The sequence below is a fragment of the Mycolicibacterium sichuanense genome (genome assembly GCF_033741125.1).
In the GTDB taxonomy this organism is placed as follows: Bacteria; Actinomycetota; Actinomycetes; order Mycobacteriales; family Mycobacteriaceae; genus Mycobacterium.
In genome coordinates, this window is sequence record NZ_JAWQPU010000006.1 from 138,814 (window position 1) to 161,266 (window position 22,453).

21 protein-coding genes are annotated in these 22,453 nt (G+C 66.5%); 13 read left to right on the forward strand and 8 right to left on the reverse strand.

Annotated elements, in window-relative coordinates; translation table 11 throughout:
• Nucleotides 1-28 precede the first annotated feature (28 nt).
• The 5 genes from SBI80_RS19045 to SBI80_RS19065 form a co-directional block, all read right to left on the reverse strand.
• Nucleotides 29-835, reverse strand: a complete 807-nt coding sequence (locus tag SBI80_RS19045; RefSeq protein WP_318976687.1) for an alpha/beta hydrolase — start codon at nt 833-835, stop codon at nt 29-31.
• Complete coding sequence (locus SBI80_RS19050; RefSeq protein ID WP_318976363.1) at nt 835-1,389, reverse strand: hypothetical protein; 555 nt, start codon at nt 1,387-1,389, stop codon at nt 835-837. Before SBI80_RS19050 ends, SBI80_RS19045 begins: the two co-directional genes overlap by 1 nt.
• Nucleotides 1,390-2,561: 1,172 nt before the next feature.
• Complete coding sequence (locus tag SBI80_RS19055; protein ID WP_318976364.1) at nt 2,562-2,996, reverse strand: pyridoxamine 5'-phosphate oxidase family protein; 435 nt, start codon at nt 2,994-2,996, stop codon at nt 2,562-2,564.
• A 322-nt stretch (nt 2,997-3,318) separates the two neighbouring features.
• A complete protein-coding gene (locus SBI80_RS19060) occupies nt 3,319-3,576 on the reverse strand; it encodes a DUF3297 family protein (protein WP_318976365.1) in 258 nt (85 codons plus the stop codon).
• Between the two features lie 195 nt (nt 3,577-3,771).
• Nucleotides 3,772-4,956 carry an ROK family transcriptional regulator gene (locus tag SBI80_RS19065; RefSeq protein ID WP_318976366.1) on the reverse strand — a complete coding sequence of 395 codons (1,185 nt, stop codon included), beginning with the start codon at nt 4,954-4,956 and terminating at the stop codon, nt 3,772-3,774.
• A 222-nt stretch (nt 4,957-5,178) separates the two neighbouring features.
• On the opposite strand from SBI80_RS19065, the gene SBI80_RS19070 reads away from it, so the two are divergent.
• The 12 genes from SBI80_RS19070 (at nt 5,179) to SBI80_RS19125 (ending at nt 18,115) form a co-directional block, all read left to right on the forward strand.
• Nucleotides 5,179-6,336, forward strand: coding sequence for a Gfo/Idh/MocA family protein (locus SBI80_RS19070; protein WP_318976367.1), 1,158 nt, complete (start codon nt 5,179-5,181; stop codon nt 6,334-6,336).
• On the forward strand, nt 6,333-7,505 hold the full coding sequence (locus SBI80_RS19075; RefSeq protein WP_318976368.1) for an ABC transporter ATP-binding protein: 1,173 nt from the start codon (nt 6,333-6,335) through the stop codon (nt 7,503-7,505). Before SBI80_RS19070 ends, SBI80_RS19075 begins: the two co-directional genes overlap by 4 nt.
• The gene (locus SBI80_RS19080; RefSeq protein ID WP_318976369.1) at nt 7,498-8,673 is read left to right on the forward strand and encodes an ABC transporter substrate-binding protein; all 1,176 of its coding nucleotides are present in this window, start codon (nt 7,498-7,500) and stop codon (nt 8,671-8,673) included. Before SBI80_RS19075 ends, SBI80_RS19080 begins: the two co-directional genes overlap by 8 nt.
• Complete coding sequence (locus tag SBI80_RS19085; RefSeq protein WP_318976370.1) at nt 8,670-9,707, forward strand: ABC transporter permease; 1,038 nt, start codon at nt 8,670-8,672, stop codon at nt 9,705-9,707. Before SBI80_RS19080 ends, SBI80_RS19085 begins: the two co-directional genes overlap by 4 nt.
• Entirely contained in the window at nt 9,697-10,677 is a 981-nt protein-coding gene (locus SBI80_RS19090; RefSeq protein ID WP_318976371.1) for an ABC transporter permease, read from the forward strand. The genes SBI80_RS19085 and SBI80_RS19090 overlap by 11 nt, the downstream gene beginning before the upstream one ends.
• Before the next feature lie 9 nt (nt 10,678-10,686).
• Complete coding sequence (locus tag SBI80_RS19095) at nt 10,687-11,463, forward strand: sugar phosphate isomerase/epimerase family protein (protein ID WP_318976372.1); 777 nt, start codon at nt 10,687-10,689, stop codon at nt 11,461-11,463.
• 12 nt (nt 11,464-11,475) lie between these two features.
• Nucleotides 11,476-12,282: a sugar phosphate isomerase/epimerase family protein gene (locus SBI80_RS19100; protein ID WP_318976373.1), complete on the forward strand. Its 807-nt coding sequence runs from the start codon at nt 11,476-11,478 to the stop codon at nt 12,280-12,282.
• Nucleotides 12,246-14,243 (forward strand): GMC family oxidoreductase, encoded by a 1,998-nt coding sequence (locus SBI80_RS19105; protein WP_318976374.1) that lies wholly within the window; start codon nt 12,246-12,248, stop codon nt 14,241-14,243. The genes SBI80_RS19100 and SBI80_RS19105 overlap by 37 nt, the downstream gene beginning before the upstream one ends.
• Before the next feature lie 32 nt (nt 14,244-14,275).
• Entirely contained in the window at nt 14,276-15,145 is an 870-nt protein-coding gene (locus tag SBI80_RS19110; protein WP_318976375.1) for a sugar phosphate isomerase/epimerase family protein, read from the forward strand.
• Between the two features lie 8 nt (nt 15,146-15,153).
• On the forward strand, nt 15,154-16,689 hold the full coding sequence (locus SBI80_RS19115) for a GMC oxidoreductase (RefSeq protein WP_318976376.1): 1,536 nt from the start codon (nt 15,154-15,156) through the stop codon (nt 16,687-16,689).
• A 52-nt stretch (nt 16,690-16,741) separates the two neighbouring features.
• Nucleotides 16,742-17,758, forward strand: a complete 1,017-nt coding sequence (locus tag SBI80_RS19120) for a sugar phosphate isomerase/epimerase family protein (RefSeq protein ID WP_318976377.1) — start codon at nt 16,742-16,744, stop codon at nt 17,756-17,758.
• 147 nt (nt 17,759-17,905) lie between these two features.
• Entirely contained in the window at nt 17,906-18,115 is a 210-nt protein-coding gene (locus SBI80_RS19125; RefSeq protein WP_318976378.1) for a hypothetical protein, read from the forward strand.
• 134 nt (nt 18,116-18,249) lie between these two features.
• Here the strand turns inward: SBI80_RS19125 and SBI80_RS19130 are convergent, their stop codons facing one another.
• Nucleotides 18,250-19,365 (reverse strand): LuxR C-terminal-related transcriptional regulator, encoded by a 1,116-nt coding sequence (locus tag SBI80_RS19130; protein WP_318976379.1) that lies wholly within the window; start codon nt 19,363-19,365, stop codon nt 18,250-18,252.
• A 231-nt stretch (nt 19,366-19,596) separates the two neighbouring features.
• On the opposite strand from SBI80_RS19130, the gene SBI80_RS19135 reads away from it, so the two are divergent.
• A complete protein-coding gene (locus SBI80_RS19135; protein WP_318976380.1) occupies nt 19,597-20,469 on the forward strand; it encodes an alcohol dehydrogenase catalytic domain-containing protein in 873 nt (290 codons plus the stop codon).
• A 269-nt stretch (nt 20,470-20,738) separates the two neighbouring features.
• Here the strand turns inward: SBI80_RS19135 and SBI80_RS19140 are convergent, their stop codons facing one another.
• A complete protein-coding gene (locus SBI80_RS19140; protein WP_318976381.1) occupies nt 20,739-21,605 on the reverse strand; it encodes a helix-turn-helix transcriptional regulator in 867 nt (288 codons plus the stop codon).
• 10 nt (nt 21,606-21,615) lie between these two features.
• Nucleotides 21,616-22,410 carry an SDR family oxidoreductase gene (locus SBI80_RS19145; protein ID WP_318976382.1) on the reverse strand — a complete coding sequence of 265 codons (795 nt, stop codon included), beginning with the start codon at nt 22,408-22,410 and terminating at the stop codon, nt 21,616-21,618.
• Nucleotides 22,411-22,453: the final 43 nt, after the last annotated feature.

Here is a 22,453-nt window from a genome sequence, read left to right on the forward strand (position 1 = left end):
GCGAAACGACCGCTGTCCGAGCCTCGACTCACCGGCATGCCTTGGTGCCCGATCTCAGGTCCCTCAACCATAGTTCGCGCCGCCGGACATCCTCTCGATGAGCCACGGCGTCGCCGGCGAATGCCTGGGCGGCGAATTGCCAGGAGTGGAAGCCGACGGTCTCGTGCACACTGCAGGTGATGGCGACCTTCTGGGCAGCGTCGCACAGGATGTCGGCGGCCTCCTCGGCTTCGGGACCCTTCTCCCCCATCGCATCGCGGCCACCGAGACCCTGACCGCCCGAGTCATGCTTGCCTGACCGGACCTCCTCCATCACCGCATCGGCATTGGCCGGTTCGATCGTGTCCGCGAAGTAGCCCGAAACCCCGCTGTAGGGGCCATGTTTGGCCATCATGGCCCGCGGATCGAACCCCTCCCAGGCAGCTTCGTTACCGTCATAGAGCCGCTGGATGGTTTGCGCCTTGATGCCCGAGACCGGACCTGCGTCACCACCAATGTCGACGAATGCCGAAAAGAGATCGGGATGCATGACGGCCAGATCGACGGCGCACGTGCCGCCCATCGACCACCCGACCACGCCCCAATTGGCGGCGGCCGCGGACGCCCCGAACCTGGAGATGACATAGGGACGGACGTCCTTGGTCAGATGATCTGCCGAGTTGCCGCGCGGACCGTTGACACACTCGGTGTCGTTGTTGAAGGTGCCGCCCGTATCGACGAACACGAAGATCGGCAGCTGCCCGCGATGGGTGGCGCCGTAGCCTTCCACCGTGGGCACGAAGTTGCCGCTACGCATCCAGTCGGCGGGAGTGTTGAACTCGCCGCCGATCATCATCACGACCGGCAAGGTCGGCGGTGCGTCACCGGCGAACCAGGCAGGCGGCAGGTAGACGTATTCGCTTCGGTGTTTGAATCCACTTGCAGCGTCGGGGATGTCGACCTTGACGATCTTGCCAGTGGTGCGGTGTTGCGCGGCGACGGCAGATCCGAGGCCTGGACCTCGTTGGGCAGTGGGCCCGCGGTCAGGGCTCCCCACGCAGACTGCAGCGACGGGTAGTAGCCGACCCACTGGTTGAGGGCCAGCGCCGAGGCCAACAGAGTCAGCGGAATGGCCAGTACGGAAATGATCCGCCGCCACCAGCGTGCACTACGCCAGCTGAGCACACCCACCGCGACGGCCAGGCCGAAGACGGCAATCCACGCCCACAGTCCGAATGGCGCCGGGTCCGAAGCCAAGCCCTGATCGTTCATGTAGCTGCAGGCCAACAGTGCCACCAGTACAGCCACCCCGACCGATGTGGGAACCCAGACCAACCGCCACCGTCTGGTCCGCCACCCAATGGCCACGATCAGGACTGCGACGACGACGATCTCGATCGTCAGAGGCAACCAACCCTCCAACAACGAGATGCCATTCTTTCATCTCGAGAAGATCTTGGGGGAGCTCGACGGGGCCCGGCCCTGGAGCCGGTGTAGGAGAAGGTGGCACTTGGCCATGCTTCCTGGCGATTCCATGAGGTCCACTAGTTTCGCCTATGAAAGCCTTATGGAAACGGTTCAGTCCGCGACGGTCCGGGACACGGGTCAATCACCCATCTGGCTGCATCGAATCGCCCGATGGCTGGATTCGCCGGCCCATCGTTCCTCAACTACCTCCGGCCGGCCGATTGTCGCGGGTAACACCTCCCACGAGACTGTTGAGGTGTCCGCCCATCCGCAGTCCACGTCGACCCAGTCGCACGGCCGCACCACGGGGTTCACGGCTTGGGACCATCGTAGGATCGCCGTGCTCGCCCTCGTCGTGTCAGCGGTCGTGCTCACGACGAGGATATTCACCATCTACCTCCGGTGAGCGTCGACGATGCTTGACTGGCGGTTGCTTACGTGCCCTCTTCCCATTCTTGGCGCCCAGGCTTCCGGTGGTGGTGTTGCTGACGGGTCAGCCCGGCACGCCCCAGGACTGGATTGGTGCGGGTCGGTTGGTGACGATCATGAACGCCTTCGCCTCGACTCACGCGGGTTTCGCGCCGATCGTGGTCATTCCGGATCCGACTGGCGGCCCGTTCGCGGACCCGCTCTGCGTCGATTCACCTCGCGGAAGGGCCGATACCTACCTCGGCGCGCTGCCGGACACCGGGCGACCCGCGCCTGGCGAGGTCACGAACTCGAACGCGCCGGACGGTTGGTGGGTAGCAGCGTCGAAAGCGCGTAACCGCCGTCGGCGCATCGACCGTGCCGCAGTGCGCCGCCCAGTAGTGCGCTCTTTCATGTAGGTCCAACAGGCTAGACCTGCTGTACGGCAACGGATCTGGATCCTGGAGGGCGGCGGAGTTCGTGAGCGAGATCGAGACCGTGTCGCGCGTGACGTCGAATGTCAGCCTCACCGTCGCTCCGGGCGCGTGCTTGGCGACGTTGGTCAGTCCCTCCTGGACCGTGCGAAACCCTGTACGTTGCGCCGCAGCGGAGCGCTGCACCCCCACCTTCCAGTGCTCGATGGTGGTCGTGGGGCCACCACCGACGTGCTCATCCGGCGCCATCAGCCTGAGCGAGCCAAACCGCAATCAGGACTCCTTGGAGTAGTCCACGCTGAGCCAGTGCTCGGGCCGCATGCGGAACAAGAGCGATTCAGCCTCGGGATGGTCCCTAGCGAAGGACTCCGTGAACGCGTTGCCGCCCTCCTCGCCGAGATAGCGAACGGCGATCACTCTCATGGTGGCATCGTCGGCCGTCTCGATCGACGTCAACGACCCCTCGGCGGTGACGTAGCGGTACGGATAGGTCTCATCCTGAGCAGTGATGGAGAAACGCCCGGCGGCGGTGATGAGGCGAGCCTTGAGCGACCCCGCCAAGCTGGAGACGAGAACCTCGCCGCCGGGCTCGTAGACGTACCAGATAGGCACCGTCAGTGGTGCGCGATCGGGGCGTTCGATGCCAATCACGCCGACGTGTAGATCCGCCAGGTAGGTCTCGCGTTCAGTGCGGGTCATCTTCGACATGATCTGACCAACCCCGTATTTCCCGGCGCGATTCCCGACCTCGGGTGCGGGAGTCGAGATTCCATCCGCCGTGGGTCAACGAGATGACCGCCGCGCTGGCGCAAGCGTCCGTGTTGCCCGTGCCATCTGAGATCGCCCACGATGCCGTATCGGATGATCTGGCGCTCAGCCTTCGAAACCGACCGGCGGCACCACTGGCTGCGACAGTGCATGCGGACAACGGTCATCGAGATGTCGTCGCCCGCAGGGAATGCGACCGGATCGAGCCAGGGACTGACCACCGGGGATGGCCGTCAGCCGCGCGAGATATCGGGGGCGTCCGCTAGCTTTCCGGGCGGTAATACGGTTCGACCGTGCCGCTGAGCTTGACGACCATGGGATTTCCGCGGCGGTCCTTCGCGGTAGGGACTTCAACACGCACCCAGCCCTCAGCCACATCGTATTCGTGAACATTGGTCTTCTCGACGCCATTGAAGCGAATACCCACGTCGCGGCGCAGCGCCTCTTCGCTATAGAACGCGCTGCGCGGATCGATGGAGAGATGATTCGGTGGCACGTCTGTGTGCTGATCCTCGGACATGATGGCCTTCGTTCAGTGCTGTGTGGGTGCTTGGATCTTCTCGAAGAATCTACGCGACGCCCCGGCGATGCCAGGTTGCGCGTAGGCCGTGGAGTAACCGCCTCGCACCGCACCCGATTGACCGCCGAACGTGACGTGCGGGCTGCTGGCTGAGCGGGATCGCACGGGTACGGGTCACTCGGCCGACGAAGCTCCTCAGCGCACCGCGCCCAACAGCGCATCGATCGATTCGGCCGCCAGCACGTGCTCGGTGGTCATCATGGCTGCACCGGTGATGCCCGCTCGGTCGGCCAACTGCGACCTGGTCACCTCGAGATCGCGGGTGCCGAGTGGTAGCGACCGGGCGTAGATGGTCTCACGGACACCCGCGAGCAGGTATTGCCCCGCATCGGCGATCTGGCCCCCCAGGACGATGACGGCGGGGTTGAGCGTGCTGACCAATCCGGCGAGGACGCCTCCGATCTCCCTTCCCGCATTGCGGACGGCGCGGACGGCCGCGGCGTCACCGGCCAACACCAGGTCCACGACGTCGCCATTCGTGCGGGCTCCGGATCCGTGCAGCTTCGCCACCAGGGCCTTGCCACCGGCAACGGCCTCGAGGCAGGCGACGTTGCCGCACCAGCAGACGACGTCGTGGTGATCGGTGACGCGGATGTGCCCGATGTCACCAGCGGCACCGTGTGCCCCGTGGAAAACCCTTCCGCCGGTGATGATTCCGCACCCGATGCCGGTGCCAACCTTGACGAATGCCAGCGGTGAGACGAGCGGATGGGCGATGGCAGCCTCACCGAGCGCCATGAGGTTCACGTCGTTGTCGACGAGGACGGGGACTGAGAACGTCTGCTGCAGGTAGAGCGGGACGTCGAAGCCGTCCCACCCCGGCATGATCGGCGGGGCCACCGGCTTGCCGGTGGCGTGTTCGACCGGACCCGGTAGGCCAATGCCGATGGCCATCACGCGGCGCGCCTGACCGCCAATGGTCGTCAGCAACGCGGTGAATCGGTCGGCGAGCCAATCCAATACCGCGACGGGACCATCGGCGATGTTCAGGTCGGAGACCTCTTCGGCCACGACGTTCAAACCCAGGTCGAAGATCGCCGTTCGAGTATGGGTGGCTCCGCAATCCGCGGTCAGCACGAGACCGGCACTGTGGTTGAACAGCAACGTGCTCGACGGCCGTCCGCCGGAGGACACGCTGTCCTGACCCGTCACCACGAGTCCGCGCTCGGCGAGGGCATCGATGCGCTGAGCGACCGTGGATCGAGCCATCCCGGTGAGCCGCTGCAGATCGCCGCGGGTGCGCGCATGCCCCGCGCGGATGAGTCTGAGCACGTCGGCGGGCGTGGCACCGCCCGACCGGTCGACGCCGTTCGCGTTCATACGTGCAGACCCTAACTCGGTAGTCCGTGTCGATGGAGGAACCCCGCACTCCCATCGAGAGTGTTCGGTGTCCCAGTTATGCATGTTAATGCACCGTAACTTTTGAAGTTCTGACCGACAATCGACGTAAGTCTGGGTTAGCGTCGCCTTCATCAGTCGAACGAGGAGTGGGATGCAGCACCGAACCAAGAGCGAAGCGCACATCCCTCGAGTGCCGCGGTCGTGAGCACCGTTACGCCCTCGATCGGTATCGGCCTGCTGGGCACGGCGTTCATGGGCCGCGCCCACGCCCGCGGATACCACGGTGTCGCCTCGATGTACTCATCTCCCCCGCTCCTGCCTCGGCTCGAGGTGGTGGCCGGCCGAGACGAGCAGCGTCGCAACGACTTTGCTCGATCCTTCGGGGTGACGAGGACGACCGGCGACTGGCGGACCATCGTCGACGATCCGTCGGTAGAGGTGTTCGACAACTCCGCACCCAACGATCTGCACGAAGCCCCGACGATCGCTGCGATCACGGCCGGCAAGCACGTGATCTGCGAAAAGCCGCTCGGGCGAACCGGATCCGAAGCCCTTCGCATCTGGCAGGCTGCCGAACACGCCGGCGTCGTGCACATGTGCGCATTCAATTACCGCTTCGTCCCGGCCATCAGGAAGCTCAAGGAGCTCATCGCCGGAGGAGCGCTCGGGAGGCCCCTGCACTTCCGGGCGCGCTACCTCCAAGACTGGCTGACCGACCCGAACGCCCCAGCCACGTGGCGCCTGGACGCCGACCAAGCCGGGTCAGGCGTACTGGGTGATCTCGGTTCCCACATCGCCGACCTCGGCCGGTATCTGATCGGAGAAGTCGACGCGGTCACTGGGGCGACGGCGACCTTCTTCGACGAACGCCCCGGCGGACCCGTCACCGTCGACGACGCCTTCGTGGCGACCGTCCGGTTCGACAACGGCGCAATCGGGACACTGGAGGCGTCCCGCGTCGCCCACGGACACGTCAACGATCTGTCGTTGGAGGTGAACGGCACCGAGGGATCTGCCCGTTTCTCCCTGGAACGACTCAACGAGCTCGACGTGGACACGCCTGGCTCCGATGGTCACCGCGGATTCCGCCGCGTGCTGGTCACCGAGCGCAACGACACACTCCTGGACCCGTGGTGGCCGCCAGGTCACGTGCTGGGGTGGGAGCACACCTTCGTCCACGAACTGCACCACTTCCTCTCCTCCGTCGCGGCGCACCGATCGGTGCGCCCGCACGGCGCCGATTTCGAGGACGGCTATCGCGCCGCGCTGATCTGCGACGCGGTGCTGCATTCCGCCGCTACCGGCACGGTCACCAAGATCTCGCCGATGGGCGCCATCGTGGACGGTGCGCTGACATGAGAATCCGGCAAGCCAGCCCGAGCGTGGCGATCACCAAGCAGTCGAGCTCTCCCGCAGGGCAATTCGATGGCGTCGACGTGCGCATCAGCGGAGTGACCAAGCGATACGGTGACACCATCGCGGTGGACGATCTGAACCTCGACATCGAGCACGGTGAGTTCCTCTCCCTCTTGGGTCCCTCCGGCTGTGGCAAGACGACCACCTTGAAGCTGATCGCCGGGTTCGAACAGCCCAGTGAGGGAAGGATTGTGATCGGTGGGCAGCCCGCCGAAGGACTGCCGCCGCACAAACGCGACGTCAACACGGTGTTCCAGCATTACGCGCTCTTCCCGCACCTGTCGGTACTCGACAACGTGGCCTATGGACTCAAGCAGCGCGGTGTGAAGAAGGCCGTCCGCAGGCACCAGGCAGCCGAGGCGCTGGAACTGGTCGGGCTCGCCGATCGAGCTGGCGGACGGCCTGCCGACCTGTCGGGCGGCCAACAGCAGCGGGTGGCACTGGCGCGGGCCCTCGTCCTGCGTCCCCGCGTGCTGCTGCTCGACGAGCCCCTGGGAGCACTCGACCTCAAACTGCGCGAGCACATGCAGATCGAGTTGAAGCGCATTCACGCCGAGGTGGGATTGACCTTCGTCTTCGTCACCCACGACCAGGGTGAAGCACTGAGCATGTCGGATCGCATCGCGGTGATGAACGACGGGCGCATCGAGCAACTCGCGACGCCTCAGGAGGTGTACGACGCACCGGGGTCGCGGTTCGTCGCGTCGTTCATCGGTGACATGAACCAGCTACGCGCGGATCTGTACGGCGAGACCGCCACCCTGCTCGACGGAGCCCTGCACGCACCGATCGCCGCCACGGTCGAAGCTCCCGCTGCCGGGCAGCGTCACGTGCTCGTCGGTGTCCGGCCCGCCGACGTCTCCGTGCGCTCGAGCGTCGAAGCCGAGGCGCACGGCCGGATCGAGACGGCGATGCTGACCGGTCACGAGGTGCAGCTCGTCGTCGTCCTGCGAGACGGCCAACGTGTCGTCGCCCAACAGGATCGCCACCGCACGGCAGCCGACGCGGCACATGTGCGGACCGGCGAGCACGTCGTCCTCAACCTCGCTCCGAACAGCGTCCTGCTGCTCGGAGCGGCCGAATCCGATCTCAAGGAGAACCCCGATGCGTAACCACCGTGTGCTCACCATTCTGGCCGACGAGAAGCAAGCCACCCACATCCGAGCCGCTCTGACCCGTCGACAGGCGCTGCTCGGGTTCGGTGGCGGAGCGGCACTCCTGGCGCTCGCCGCATGCGGGACCTCCGGGCCCCAGCAGTCCAGCGCGTCGTCGACACCAGCCCCGCTCAACGGCGACAAGGTAGAAGGCCAGCTGGTGATCGGCAACTACGCCGACTACATCGCAGAGGACAACGTCTCCGCCTTCACCGGCGCCGTCGGCCCCAAGGTCCGCCTCGTCACCTACTCCACCGGTACGGAGATGATCTCGGCACTGGCCTCCGGTAACGCCGACTACGACATCGTGGTCCCCGGACCGTCGGAAACCGTCCAGCTCGTCGACCGCAAGCTCTTGCGCGAACTCGACAAGTCGCTGATCCCCAACCTCAAGAACGTTCGCCCCGGTGTGATGGGCCTGGCGTACGACCCGAAGAACCTCTACACCGTCCCGAAGGCGATCGGCGTGGCGTCGTTCTGGTGGAATACCGCCACGGTCAAGGGAAATGCCACCTCATTGGCCGAAGTGTTCGACCTGATCAAGGCGAACCCGTCGGCGAAGGTCAACTTCTTCCCCGGCGCCAAGGAGACGTTCACCCTGGCTCTTGCGGCGATCGGCAAGCCCATCGGCTCCACCAACCCCGCCGACATCGAGGCTGCCAAACAGCTGCTGATCTCGGTAAAGCCCAGGATCACCAGCTTCGGTGCCGACGAACTCGAAGGCGGGACAACGGGATCCATCGACATCTGCATGGGGTACAACTACGTCGCCAAGAACATCAACGAACAGGCCGGCGGCACCAAGGTGCAGTTCCTGCTCCCGAAGACGGGGAGCACGGAGTACTTCATCGACAACTGGGCCGTCGCGTCGTCGGCCAAGGATCCCGTGGCTGCGCACGAGTTCATCGACTACGTATGCGCCCCGCAAGCGGCCGCCAAGGAGATGAACGCCGTCGGCACCCTGGTCCCGGTCGAGGGCATCGAGTCCCTGGTCAAACCCACTCTGATCGACGACCCCACCATCAACATCCCGCAGGCCCAGCTCGACAAGTACGAAATCCTGATGCCCACGCCGGAATACCTCGACATGGTGACCCGCGCCTACGACGAATTCAAGGCCGCGTGAGCGGGGCAGCCGCCGGACATGCGCTCCGTGCGGTTGCGGCCAGCGTGCTGGGCGCCGGTCTCCTGGTGACGATCACGGCCGCCGGGTTCGGTGAGATCGCCACGGTCCTCCTGCTTCTGGGCACGCTACCGCTGGGGGTGGCCGTGCGGGCAGCTTGGTTGCGCGCACGCGATTCCCGTCCCGATGACGAGTACCCACTGGTGCTTGCCTCGCCGTCGGCATCGCTGTACACCGCGTTCTTCCTGCTGCCGTTGGTGCTCATCATCGTCTACTCGCTGGCCACCAGGCAGGGCTACGGGGAGGTGGTGTACGGCTTCTCCTTCCACAACTTCGCCGACGCGCTGAGCGGGTTGTACCTGCAGGCCTTCGTGCGCAGCGTACGGTTCGCCGTCATCGGAACCATCACGACCGTGTTCATCGGCTTTCCCTTCGTCTACTGGCTGGCCCGCTACTCCCCCATCCGGCGGCGAAACCTATTGCTTGCACTGGTGATGGTGCCCTTCCTCACTGCGTTCCTGATCCGTGCCTATGCATGGCGACTGGTGCTCAGCGACGACTTCCTCCTCGCCAATCTGCTGCACCGTCTGGGGCTGCTGCACGGCCCGCTCAATCTGCTGAACTCGGGGACCGCGGTGCAGATCGGCATCGTGTACGGCTATCTCCCCCTGTTCATCCTGCCCCTCTACGCGGCACTGGAGCGCATGGATTGGCGACTGGTCGATGCGGCCAAGGACCTTGGCAGTAGCCGGTTCTCGGCGTTCCGGCAGGTGACCCTGCCGGTGGTGGCGCCCGGTGTCATCGCGGGTTCGCTGCTGGTCTTCATCCCGATGACGGGGGAATACGTCATCCCTGCGGTGCTCGGCGGTGGTCGGGTCGACTTCGTCGGCACCTTGGTCAGCCGGGCGTTCCTGGAGGGGCAGAACTATCCGTTCGGCGCAGCGCTCGGCCTCCTGGTGGTGATCGCGCTCTCGGGCTGCCTTGCGCTGTACCTGTTCATGACCAATCGAGCGGAGAGGAATCTCGGTGTCGTCTGAGCGCAAGGGCTACCGCTCGGTCGCGGCGGCGGCCGGTCTGCTGATCGGGGGTGTCTCCGTCGTGTCGAGCATCCTGGGCGTGCTGACCGGTGGCGTGACCGGGTCCCGCGCGGTGTTGTTCCTCGCTGGCGCGGCGGTGCTCGCGCTGACGTTCCGCTGCCTGTCCGTACCGCACCTCCTCGGCGGATTCGCCCTGCTGACGTACGGATTCCTGTTCGCGCCCATCGTCGTCGTGTTGGGCTACGCGTTCAACGCGGGACAGATCATCACCGTGTGGGCGGGCTTCTCCACCAAGTGGTTCGCCCAGGCGTTGCACAACCCGCAGATCGTCGAAGCGATCGGCAATTCGACTGCGATCGCGCTCGGGTCCGCGCTACTGTCGGTCTCCTTCGCCTGTGCGGCGGCTCTCGTCATCGGACGCGCGAAGCGCGCCGTGCGGCTGCCCTACGAGGGCGTGCTGCTGTTGACCCTCGTGGTGCCCGAAGTCGTCCTGGCAATCGGACTTCTGCTGTTCTACATGCGATTCGGCGTCCCGTTCGGCCCGCTGACCGCCATGGTCGGCCACGCCGTCTTCGGGACGTCGGTCGCACTGTTGATCGTGCGTGCGCGCTACACCGGGACGGGTCTGGATCTCGAACACGCCAGCGCCGACCTGGGTGCCGGCCCATGGGCCACGCTGTGGCAGGTGACTCTGCCGCGGTTGACCCCTGCGCTGCTCGGCGCATTCCTCCTCACGTTCGTCCTGTCCTTCGACAACGTGGTGACCTCACAGTTCACCGCCGGCGGCACGCCCACCTGGCCGCTATACCTGTTGTCGGCGTTGAAGTTCGGGGTGAGCCCCGAGGTCAACGCCGCATCCGCGCTGTTGCTGACCGCCATCCTCGTCGTCGCCGCGCTGACGGCGCTGGTGATCCGGCGGCTGTCCCGCGTCTCCACCCCACCCGTGTCCATTCCCGTCCCGAGCGAATAGAGGTCTCCGATGGCTCAACCCCCCATCGCCGTGCAGCTGTGGAGCGTTCGCGACCAGCTCGCCGCGGACTTCGACGGTACCGTCGCGGTCCTTGCCGACATCGGATTCGCCGGTGTCGAAACCGCCTTCGGGGTCGAGGCGGAAGTCTACGAGGAGCACTTCGTTCAGGCCGCCGGCGTCTTCGGGAAGCACGGGCTGCAGGTCTGCTCGGCCCACGTGGAGCTCCCTCTCGGCAAGGACCGTGACGGCGTGCTGCGACAGGCCGAGATCCTCGGCACCCGCCGCATCGTCTGGCACGGCTGGCCGGAAGACCCGCGCTATCGCAGCACGGGCGGCGTCGACGAACTCCTCGACGTGTATGGCCGGGCCAACGACGTCGCCCGCGCGGAGGGTCTCGAGTTCGGTATCCACAACCACTGGTGGGAACTGCATCCTATCGACGGAACGCCGGCGTTGGAGCTCCTGCATGCCGCACTCGATCCTTCGGTGTTCTTCGAGCTCGACGTCTACTGGGCCACGGTGGCCGGCGTCGACCCCGCCGCACTCATCGGCCGACTCGATTCGCGGGTACAGCTGATCCACGTGAAGGACGGCGCCGCCGAAGACGTCGACGCACCCATGGTCGCCCTGGGTCGGGGCAGCGTCAGCCTCGAGCCGACGCTGGCCGCGGCCGAAGACGCGGCGTGGTGGATCGTCGAGTTCGACGCCTACGACGGCGACATCTTCGATGCCCTGGCCGCGAGCAGACGCTATCTACACGTCCCATCGCCAGATGCGGCGAGCTGACACGTGGTCGACGTGACGCCGCCGCGCCCCATCGAAATCGCCTCCAGCGAATGGGTTCTCGGCGATCGAGACCAGGCGCTGGCACGGACTGCGACCGCCGGACTGACGGCCGTCGAACTCGACGCGCGACCGGATCTCGATGCGGAGTCGGTTCGCACCGCACTCGGCGAACGCGGTCTCAGCACACCGTCGCTGTGCTGGCAGTGGAACCCCGATGCCGAGCTGGGATCACCCGACGGCGCCAGCCGCCTTGCCGCCCAGCGGTACCTGGCGGCCGCCATGGAGCAGGCCGAACATCTCGGCGCGACCCAAGTCGTCGTCGTCCCCGCATGCCGCGAGGTCCCCTGGCAGGACGAGCCGCGACCCGCAGGCGTAGAACGCGCCGCATCCGCGATCCGCGAGGTGCTCCGTGACGCGCCTGCACGCGTCCAGCTGTCTCTCGAAGCGCTCCGCACCGACGAGAGCTTCCTGCTCAACACGCTCGACGAGGCAGATCGACTGCGGGAGATGATCGACGACGACCGCGTCACGCTCCTGGCCGACCTCTACCATCTGGCCGATCTCGACGGCGACCTGGACGAGATCGTCGGTCCGCACGCCGACAAGATCTCGCTCGTTCACTTCGCCGCCGCCGACCGCACCAGGATCACGTCGGCGACACATCGTGTCGCCGAGGTGATCTCGGTGCTCACCGCCGCCGGATTCGACGGCTCTGTGACGCTCGAGTACACCGTCCCCGATGACGACGACCTCCGGCGGGCGGCCGAGTTCGCGAGGCAGGCATGGAACACACCGCGCGAGAAGACCGGTTCCACCTGATGCCCGATCCCCTGCTCGTCGCCGCTGCCTCCGCCCTGTTCCCCGAGCTCCTGGAACTGCCCGAGGTGCCCGACCACATCGGCACTGCCGTTCGGGTCGCACTGGGCGACGTCGCCGGCGATGAGTCGTCCGTACCGTTCGCGGGAAGGTCGACCGCGGAACGACTGACCACGCTGCAGTCGATGCTGCTGACTGGCGACGCGATGCGCCGCGAGGCGGTCGCGCGATTCGGCCGGTGGGTGGCTGCCGTCGTACTCACACAGTCCGACGTACTCGATCAAGTCGGGTTCCGCGTGCTGCCACCGGGACGGGACTGGCCCGACGTGAACGATCCGCTACTCGCGACCACCCCAGCCGACCAACTCGACCCCGACTATCAGGTCGTCATCGTCGGATCCGGAGCCGGAGCGGGTGTTGCGGCGCACGTGCTGACCCGCGCCGGACTGCACTGCCTGGTCATCGAACGAGCTCCGGCGCTGACCACGCGCCAGCTGGCGAGTCCGCATGGCGCAAGCGCCCGAACGTTCTCAGGCTTCGACCGCCTGGTGGACCTCCCGGCTCTGAACGCTCCCCGGATGGTCAACGGCGAGCTCACAGTGCCTGGCACGTCGCAGTGGAACGGCAACGCGATGACGCTGGGCGGCGGTACCCGGGTGTACGGCGCGATGGCCTGGCGGTTCACCCCGGAGGACTTCGCCATGGGATCGGTCTACGGCGGCCCGTTCGTGGATTGGCCGATCGGCTACGACGACATGGCGCCGTTCTACGAGACCGTCGAGCACGTCATCGGCGTCGCCGGCGCCACCTCCCTGGCGCCGCACGACGGTCCCCGCAGTCGGTCGTACCCGATGCCCGGCACGCCATTGAACTCGGTCGGCCATCGGCTGGCCACGGGCGCGAACACACTCGGCCTACCCACCGTGACACCGCCATTGGCGATCAATACGCGCGCCGACGACGGACGGCCCGCATGCGTCGAATGCGCGCTGTGCGTGGGACACGCGTGCCCGGCCAACGCCAAGAACGGCACCCACAACACGGTGCTACCGTCAGCGGTCGCGACCGGCCGATGCACCATCGTCACCTCCGCAGTCGTCACCCGTCTCATCGTGGAGGGCAACGCGGTCAGGGGTGTCGAATTCGTCGCCGACGGACGGCACCGCCGGGTACGCGCGCACCACGTCGTCCTGGCCGCGGGTGCCATCGAATCTGCGCGCCTCCTGCTGGCCAGCGCCATCGACGATCCCCACGACCAGATCGGCCGCTACCTTCAAGGGCACCTGTATGCCGGCGCCACAGGACTTTTCGCGGACCCCGTCGACGACATGGTGGGACCCGGTCCCAGCATCGCGACCACGCTCTACCGTCATGGCAACACCGGGGTCGCCGGAGGGGGAATCCTGGCCAACGACTTCACCCGCACCCCATTCGAGGCATGGGGTGGCCTGGTCGACGCCGGGTTCGTCTCGGCCTACGGACCGAGCACGATCGACGAGCTCGCGTTCGCCTACCCGCGGTCCGCGGTCGTCATCGGGCCCGTCCAGGAGGTCCCCCGCGCCGAATCGAGGGTGACCGTCAGTGACCACCTTCGTGATCGGGTCGGCGTACCCCTCGTTCACCTCGACTCCCCAGGCCCTCATCCCAACGACCTCGCGGTGGCAGCTCTGCTGACGGAGAAGGCCCGAGACTGGCTGGCCGCCAGCGGCGCCGTCGAAACCGTTGCCACCCAGTGGATGCCCCGGCGCGGTCCGTCCGCAGATCAACATCAGGCCGGCACGTGCAGGATGGGTACCGACCCGGAGACGTCGGTCACCGACGTCAACGGTGCGCTGTGGAACCATCGCGGCCTCACCATCGCCGACGCATCGCTTCATCCCACCAACGGCGGCGTGAACCCGGTACTGACCATCATGGCCAACGCCTGGCGGGTGTCCGAACGTCTCGCCGAGAGCCTCACCTGAACCATCCACCCATCCACGCCGAGGAAGGAACCATGCCACTCCGCATCGGGCTCCAGCTGTACTCCGTCCGCACCTCCCTTGCCGAATCGACACCGAAGACGCTTCGACGCATCTCGGAACTCGGCTACCACTACCTGGAGGCGGCCAACCACTCGGCCGCGACCGACGACGGCATCGGTTTCGGCGTGTCGGCCGGGGAACTGCGCACCATGTTCTCCGACCTCGGTCTGCAGATCGTGGGTGCCCACGTCAACCCACTTCAGCTGGACCGGCTCCCAGCGATCCTGGACTACCAGCTGGAGATCGGCTGCCGCCAAATCGGCAACGACATCGAGTTCTACCCCAGGGGCGACCGTGACTACCTGTTGAGGCGGATTGCCTTCTTCAATGACGTCGGACGGCTGTGTGCCGAGCGTGGCATGCGGTTCTACTACCACAACCACTACCAGGAGTTCCAACGCATCGACGGCACGCCGATCTATCAGACGATTCTCGAGAACACCGATCCTGAGCTGGTCTTCGTCGAGATGGACACCTACTGGGTGACCCGCGCGGGCCACGATCCGATCGAGTGGATGCGGCGATACCCCGAGCGCGTCGTGCTCCTGCACCAGAAGGACTTTCCGGTCGACGCCCCGCAACCGATCAACCTGTACGACGGCGTCGTCGACCTCGCCGCCGACATCGACATGGCACTGTTCGAAGACGTCGAGGACACCGGTTGCTTCACCGAGATCGGCACCGGAGTCCTGCCCATCCAGGACATCATCGACACGGCCCTCACTCTTCCCAACCTCGAGTACATGCTGCTCGAACAGGACTACACCCGGTTCACGGATCTGGAATCCATCGAGCGCAGTCGATCCGCATTCGACGCCTACCACGGAATCAGCTGGACGTGAGGAGCACCGTGCACTCGACGAACTCGACGATCGAGCACCCGACATTCGACGTGCTCATCGTGGGCAGCGGGCTGATGGGAGCAGCAGTCGCCCATCTGCTGCGACAGGCCGACGCACACCTGCGTATCGGAATGGTCGACGGCGGAACGCCTCTGGGCTCGACACCGGGACGACATCTGCACGACGTCCCCGAACCGGAGATCTGGGGCCGATACAACGAGAGGGTGTCCACCGGCATCCAGGGGTTCTACACGGGTGTCGCCCCGAGCGCCGACGTCGGCGGCAACCTGGCCGACGCGACACCGGGCATGTATCACCTGCAGTCGATCGGCGAGGACGCCGCCGCCATGCCAGCGGCCGCAGTGGCGTGGAACGTCGGCGGCATGGGCGTCCACTGGACCGCGGCCACCCCAACGCCATGGGGCAGCGAGGTCTTCCCGCAGATCGACGAAAGTCAGTGGCGCGCAGACCTTCACCGAGCCACCGAACTCCTGCGCGTCAACCGCCTGCCCTATCCCCCGACACCGGCCGGGCAGGCGGTGACGAAGACTCTGGGAACCCTGTTCGACCCGGTGAGCGCAGAGGGTCGGGGCATTCAGCCCATGCCGATGGCGGTCAATCCCACCGCGTCGGGTCTGAAGGAGCGAACGGGGCCCACGACGATCTTCCCACCCATTGGCAATCCCGCCTGCGACGACCAATTCACCCTCTACACCGACACTTTGGCGACCTCCGTCGTGCACCGGAACGGCCGCGCCACGGGCGTAACCGTCCGCGACGTCCACACGGGTGACACCCGAGCGCTCACGGCGAGTCAAGTCATCGTCTGCGCCGACGCGATCCGGACCCCGCAGCTGCTCTTCGCCTCCGGGATTCGCCCGCACGCACTCGGCCGGTTCCTCAACGAGCACATCTTCCTCTCGGGACAGGTGCTGGCCGATCCCGGTCGGCTCGGCTTCGATCTCGCCACGTTGGATCCACCTACCGATCACGAGTGGGCCGCCGACTGCATCTGGATACCGCACAGCGACGGCGATCAGCCCTTCCAGGTGCACGTCATGAACGCCGTGATGATCGACCACGACCGGTCGCCACTGGCCTACGCCGTCGGCCTCGAGTTCTACGTCGCCACCGAGATTCGCGAGGAGAACGCGCTTCGCTTCTCCGACACCGACACCGATGCCGCAGGGATGCCGCGGATCACCATCGACTTCGGCTACACCGATGCGGATCGAGCCAGCCTGAATCAGGCCCAGCGGGTGCAGCGTCAGGCGGCCGAACTCCTCGGCCCGTTCGACCCCGCGACCGAGTCGGCCATTCTTCCGGCGGGGTCGTCACTGCACTTCACCGGCACCGTGCGGATGGGCGCGGCCGACGACGGGACGAGCGTGTGCGATACCGACTGCCGGGTGTGGGGCTTCGAGAACCTGTTCGTCGCAGGCTGCGGCGTCATCCCGACCGCGCTCAAGTGCAATTCCACCCTGACCGGGATGACGACGGCCGTACGGGCGGCACGCGCGGTCTCGATCGGAGCTCGCCGCTGACGTCGACCGCCCTGACACGAGGAGCAGACTGTCGTTGGGAAGGGAGCGTGCGATGCAGAGCCGGCGGGAAGTGACGCTGTTCACCGGGCAGTGGGCCGATCTACCCCTGGAGACGGTCGCCGGGATGGCGAGCGAGTGGGGCTATGACGGACTCGAGATCGCCGCATCCGGTGACCACCTCGACCTGGAGCGGGCCGAGGAGGACCCCGGTTATCTACAGACCCGACTCGATCTGCTCAATCGGCACGGTCTCGTCGTGCGCGCGATCTCGCACCACCTGGGCGGACAAGCCGTGTGCGACGACCCCATCGACTTCCGGCACCGCGCCATCCTGCGCCCGAGCGTGTGGGGCGACGGCGACGCCGAGGGCGTCCGCACCCGCGCCGCCGACGACATGAAACGCGCGGCCCGCGTTGCGCGTCGGATGGGAGTGGACGTGGTCACCGGGTTCACCGGATCCAAGATCTGGCCGTATGTCGCCATGTTCCCCCCGGTTCCCGATTCCGTCATCGACGCCGGCTACGAGGACTTCGCCACTCGCTGGAACCCCATCATCGACGTCTTCGACGACGAGGGAATCCGGTTCGCCTTGGAGGTGCACCCGTCGGAGATCGCCTACGACTACTGGACCACGCGTCGGACGCTCGACGCCATCGGGAACCGCCCCGGCTTCGGGCTCAACTGGGACCCCAGCCACCTGATCTGGCAGGGCTTGGATCCCGTCTCGTTCATCGTCGACTTCGCCGACCGGATCTATCACGTCGACTGCAAGGACACCAGAGTCCGCCCGGCGAACGGTCGCTCGGGACTCCTTGGTTCACACCTGCCATGGGGTGACCCGCGGCGCCGCTGGGACTTCGTGTCGACGGGACACGGAGACATTCAATGGGAGGACGCCTTTCGAGCACTCGAGGCCATCGGTTACCGCGGCCCCATATCGGTCGAGTGGGAGGACGCCGGCATGGACCGGCGCCATGGAGCCGCCGAGGCGGTCGCGTATGTCCGCAGTCTGCTCTGGCGGTTGCCCGACGCGCGGTTCGACGCTGCCTTCGAGCAGTCGGATTCCTGACGAGCTCGCAACGTCGGTTCGACGGTGCTTTGGGCGTCGGACGAGGGTGGGTCTGCTGCACGATCAGGTCGAACCGTCACCAGCACCGGGACCCCCGGGGGGTTGCCGCGCCGAACTGGCGGCAGCGTCGCACCGTAGGCTCGTGGCGTGCACGCAGTCACCCTGGCGAGCGCCACGTCAACGGCGGCACTCACCGTCGGGCTCGCGGCCTATGCAGCGTTGATCTTCGCCGGTATCGCGGTTGCGGTCTACGACGCACGCCGGCACCGCCGCGGCAGGGCGATCGCCGCGGCGGCAATGGTCGGGGTACTGACCGTCTGCGGACTGGTGATCGCGATCATCAGCAGTGTCACGTGAACCGGCAAGCGCTCCGTCTGATCCACCGGGTGCAGGACTGTTCGTCCTCGAGCCCCGAACCCCGGTGCCCGCGGCCGAATGACGCCGGACGGCCGACTCGGGTTACGAATGCGACGTGGGCGCACGTATATCCGTCAGATGACCACGCCGGCCGATCGAGCGGGTTCACCGAGTGCTGCGGGCAATTGGTTGCGCCTGGTGATTCCGAGCTTGGGGAACACCTTGTAGAGGTGGGCACCCACGGTGCGGTGGGACAGATAGATGCGGTCGGCGATCTCCCGGTTGGTCATCCCCACCGCAGCCAGTTGGGCGATCTGTAGCTCCTGCGGGGTCAACGCGGCGGCGCCGCAAGCCGAGCCAACGGCTCGTCGTGCCGCCGAGCTGACCCCGGCGGCGCGCTGTTCACTGGCAGCGCGCTGGGCGAAGGGCACCGCCCCGGCGGTGTCGAAGGCGGTCAGCGCAGCTGCCAGGTGTGTCCTGGCATCGACGATGCGTCGCTGTCGGCGGAGCCACACGCCATAGAGCAGATGCGTACGCGCTACTTCCAGCTCGGCGCCGACCCCTTCGGCTCCGATGAGGGCGGCGCGGAAGTGGTCGTCGGCACCGGTGATCGATTTGGCGAGCAGCGCGTGAGCACGGTGGACGAGGAAGCTGTCCATGCCGAGCCGCTTGGCCTGCTCCTCGACGTCGGCCAGCAGCGGTCGAGCGGCGTCCGGCTGCTCGGCTCCGGCCGCCGCCTCGGCCACGTCGGCGATGGCCCACCGCCGACTGGTCCGGTGCAGCTTCATCTTCGATAGGTGCTCCAACGCCTCGACGTGGCGGGATTCGCAGAGAGCGGAAAGTCCTGCCGCCCAATGGATGTCGTCGTTCCACAGAATGCTGGGCGAGGCTGCCACTAGCTGGCGGGCGCGGTCCAGGGTGTCGCGGGCGCGCTCGGGCTGGCCCTGCCAGACCGAGGCGCGAGCCAGGAAGGCGGCGGAGGAGGCGGCGGTCATGGGGAGGTTCATGTCCTCGGCCATGCGCAACGCGGTCTGCGCACTGATCGCTGCCGCTCCGATGCGTCCCTCGGTGAGCAGCATGTGGGCCGCGCCGCGCAGCCCTTCGCATTCGTTGGCCGGTGTCCCGGTCCGGCGGGCCTGCTCTTGCACGCGGACCCAGCACCGGAGCGCGCCGTGACGGTCCAGGACTGCCTCGGCGGCGAAGGCCAGCGACTTCAGCAGCAGCGGCGAGTCGTCGACTGCCTCGATCACTCGTCGACGCCAAGATCATCCTCTACAGCAACGCCGGTCACGGATTCCTCTTTCAACACGCAGCGGACTTCGCCGCCGAAGTCAGTCGCTTCCTGTCCTGATCTGGGCGCGAGGGAGTCACGTCGTGGCGGGGACGTCGACGAAGAGTCATCGTGCGGATACCGCCCGAGGCTCGGTCTTGGTGTCGTGGTGTGCGACGGACCGAAGGACGGCACATGAAGGGGAACGACGATGCAGACCTACCGGGCATACCAAGTCAGCGGGCAGCGCAACTTCACCCTCGTCGAGCGAGACGTCGTCGAACCGCTCGACGGGCAGGTTCGCATCCGCACCCTGGCATGCGGCGTCTGCCATAGCGACGTGCTCGCCGTGGAGGGCCAACGCGAGGACCCACACCGTCCCGTGGTCCCCGGTCACGAAGTGGTCGGCGTCATCGACGCCGTGGGCACCGGGGTTCGGGGATGGACTGTCGGCCAACGCGTCGGGTTGGGATTCCTCGGGGGGCAATGCAACCAGTGTGACCATTGCCGTCGAGGTGAGTTCGTCGACTGCACCGATCAACCTCAGCCCGGAACCACCGTCGACGGCGGATACGCCGAAATGGTGTACGCCCGGTCGAGCGGGCTCGTCCGCATTCCCGACGAGTTCGATCCGTTGACGGCGGCTCCCCTGCTGTGCGCCGGGTTGACGCTGTTCAATGCCCTCAGAGCCAGCACCGCGGCATTGAACGGCCTGGTCGCCATACAGGGCATCGGAGGATTGGGGCATCTCGGAATCCAGTACGCCCGCAAGATGGGCTACCGCGTCGCCGCCATTGCCCGCGGATCCGAGAAGTCGTCATTGGCAGCCGATTTGGGCGCCGAACATTACATCGACAGTGCGATTGAGGACCCCGGGGAAGCTCTGACCGCACTCGGTGGAGCATCGGCGATCATCGCCACGGCCGCCAGTGGTGCGTCCATGAGTCCGCTGCTCGCCGGACTTCGCCCACGCGGCCGACTGGTGGTCGTCGGCGCCGCCCCCGACCCCATCGAGGTACGAACCTCGGATCTGATCTTCGGGGGCCGCAGCGTGGTGGGCAGCCTGACCGGGTCGGCCGTCTAGAACGAGGACAACCTGGCCTTCAGCATCGCCCATCAGATCTCGCCGATGATCGAGCCCATGGCCTTCGCCGACGCACCCCAGGCCTACGAACGCATGATGTCGGGCCGCGCGCGCTTTCGAGTCGTTCTCGACGTCGCCGCCCCGTGACCTTCGGGTTGGACCCGAGCTGACGAGGCGTCGAGCCGGACCTGCTCCGCGCGCTCGTGTCGGCATGGATGGCAACTGCCGCGCCGCCGGACTGACCGATGTCTCGGACGGTGACGGTCACGTCACCGCGCCTCCTGGCTGGCCAACGACGCCAACCTTGCGTAGTTCTTCGCGGTCGCCCCACCCTCCGGTGCGGTGTAGACGTTCAACTGCAGACCGGGTTCGGTGGCGAGGTCCAAGGACTCGAAGTTCACGTCGAGCCGCCCCACCACGGGATGGTTCAGCCGCTTGCTGCCATGTCCCTTCTGTCGAACGTCACGACACGCCCACAGCTGTCGGAATCGCTCACTGCCCGTTGATAATTCGCTCAGCAGAGCTAGGAGCTCGTCGTCGTACGGGCTGCGGCCCAGTTCCATCCGCAACATCGCGGCCGCATTCCGCGCCACCTGGTCGTAGTCGACGAAGAACGCCTCGGCTTCGCAGGGGTTCAGGTACACGAACCGCGCGGTGTTGGCGGGCCGTCGCGGGTCCGCCAACACCGGTGAATACAGAGCGCGGCCAAGGCGATTCATCGCAAGCACGTCGTAGCGCGAGTTGCGGATCAACGCCGGCGCATCGGTGATCGCATCGAGAACGTCTTGCAGCGCCGGACGCACCAGCGACGCTGGCGGGCGGCGCCGTCGACCAACCGGCACCTCCGACCGGCGTGCCAGATGGAACAGGTGATCCCGCTCCGCGTCGTCGAGCCTCAACGCCGACGCCAGCGCGTCGAGCACTCCGTCCGACGTCCCAGCCAAGCTGCCGCGCTCGATGCGGACGTAGTACTCGACCGAGACTCCCGCGAGCAGCGCTACCTCCTCACGGCGCAGTCCCTTGACCCGACGCCGGCCGCCGTAGGTGGGCAATCCAGCCACCTCAGGCGTGACGCGAGCGCGACGCGACGTCAGAAACTCCCGGATCTCGGTACGCAGATCGAGCTCGACAGCCATCCATTCAGTATTACGCGGTCGTGGCGATGCCCCCGTCTACCGGGATGACGGTGCCGGTCAGATAGGCGCCTGCCCTGCTGGCGAGGAACACGGCCACCCCCGCCATGTCGTCGTCGCGGCCGATCCGACGCAGCGGCGCCGCCGCCGCGATCGCCTCGCCGAGTTCGTCGAGGGTGGCAGCCATCATGGACGACGGGAACGGTCCCGGAGCCACCGCGTTGACCGTGACGTGTTGCGGGCCAAGCTCCTTGGCGAGCACTCTGGTGAGTTGATGCAGCGCAGCCTTGCTGCTGGAGTACGAGTAGTTGGGCCGCGCAGGGATGTGAATGGCGGCGATGCTGCCGATGTTGATGATCCGTGCGGGATCGTCTGCGGTCCCGGCCTTGCGCAGCGCCGGAAGCAGCGCCTGCACCAGCCAAAACGGTGCCTTCAGGTTGAGGTCGACGACGGCGTCCCAGGCAGCGTCCGGGAAGTTTTCCAGCGGTTCGTCCCACATCGCACCCGCATTGTTGACGAGGATGTCCAGACTCCCGGAGTCGGCCGTGACGAGTTGAGCGAGGCGCTCGCATCCGTCGTGTCGGGACAGATCCGCGGGTACGGCCAGGACGTCGCCGAATTGGGACAACTGGTCCCGCGCCCGAGCGCACGCCTCTGCGTTGCGTGAGCTGACGACCACACTGGCGCCGGCCTGAAGCAGCCCGCGGGCGATCATCATTCCGATCCCCCGGGTGCCGCCGGTGACCAGGGCGCGCTTACCAGTCAGATTGAAACGTTCCGCATGCGTCGAGAATTGGCTTCCTACCACGCGTGACACGCTAAGCGGCAATCACCGCGTCAGGGAGATCCCC

Excerpts from the sequence above, each read along its gene's own strand:
- SBI80_RS19045 (WP_318976687.1), bottom strand. The coding sequence starts at position 835 with ATGATGATCGGCGGCGAGTTCAACACTCCCGCCGACTGGATGCGTAGC.
- SBI80_RS19055 (WP_318976364.1), bottom strand. The coding sequence starts at position 2,996 with ATGTCGAAGATGACCCGCACTGAACGCGAGACCTACCTGGCGGATCTA.
- SBI80_RS19060 (WP_318976365.1), bottom strand. The coding sequence starts at position 3,576 with ATGTCCGAGGATCAGCACACAGACGTGCCACCGAATCATCTCTCCATC.
- SBI80_RS19065 (WP_318976366.1), bottom strand. The coding sequence starts at position 4,956 with ATGAACGCGAACGGCGTCGACCGGTCGGGCGGTGCCACGCCCGCCGAC.
- SBI80_RS19075 (WP_318976368.1), top strand. The coding sequence starts at position 6,333 with ATGAGAATCCGGCAAGCCAGCCCGAGCGTGGCGATCACCAAGCAGTCG.
- SBI80_RS19080 (WP_318976369.1), top strand. The coding sequence starts at position 7,498 with ATGCGTAACCACCGTGTGCTCACCATTCTGGCCGACGAGAAGCAAGCC.
- SBI80_RS19095 (WP_318976372.1), top strand. The coding sequence starts at position 10,687 with ATGGCTCAACCCCCCATCGCCGTGCAGCTGTGGAGCGTTCGCGACCAG.
- SBI80_RS19105 (WP_318976374.1), top strand. The coding sequence starts at position 12,246 with ATGGAACACACCGCGCGAGAAGACCGGTTCCACCTGATGCCCGATCCC.
- SBI80_RS19110 (WP_318976375.1), top strand. The coding sequence starts at position 14,276 with ATGCCACTCCGCATCGGGCTCCAGCTGTACTCCGTCCGCACCTCCCTT.
- SBI80_RS19120 (WP_318976377.1), top strand. The coding sequence starts at position 16,742 with ATGCAGAGCCGGCGGGAAGTGACGCTGTTCACCGGGCAGTGGGCCGAT.
- SBI80_RS19135 (WP_318976380.1), top strand. The coding sequence starts at position 19,597 with ATGCAGACCTACCGGGCATACCAAGTCAGCGGGCAGCGCAACTTCACC.
- SBI80_RS19140 (WP_318976381.1), bottom strand. The coding sequence starts at position 21,605 with ATGGCTGTCGAGCTCGATCTGCGTACCGAGATCCGGGAGTTTCTGACG.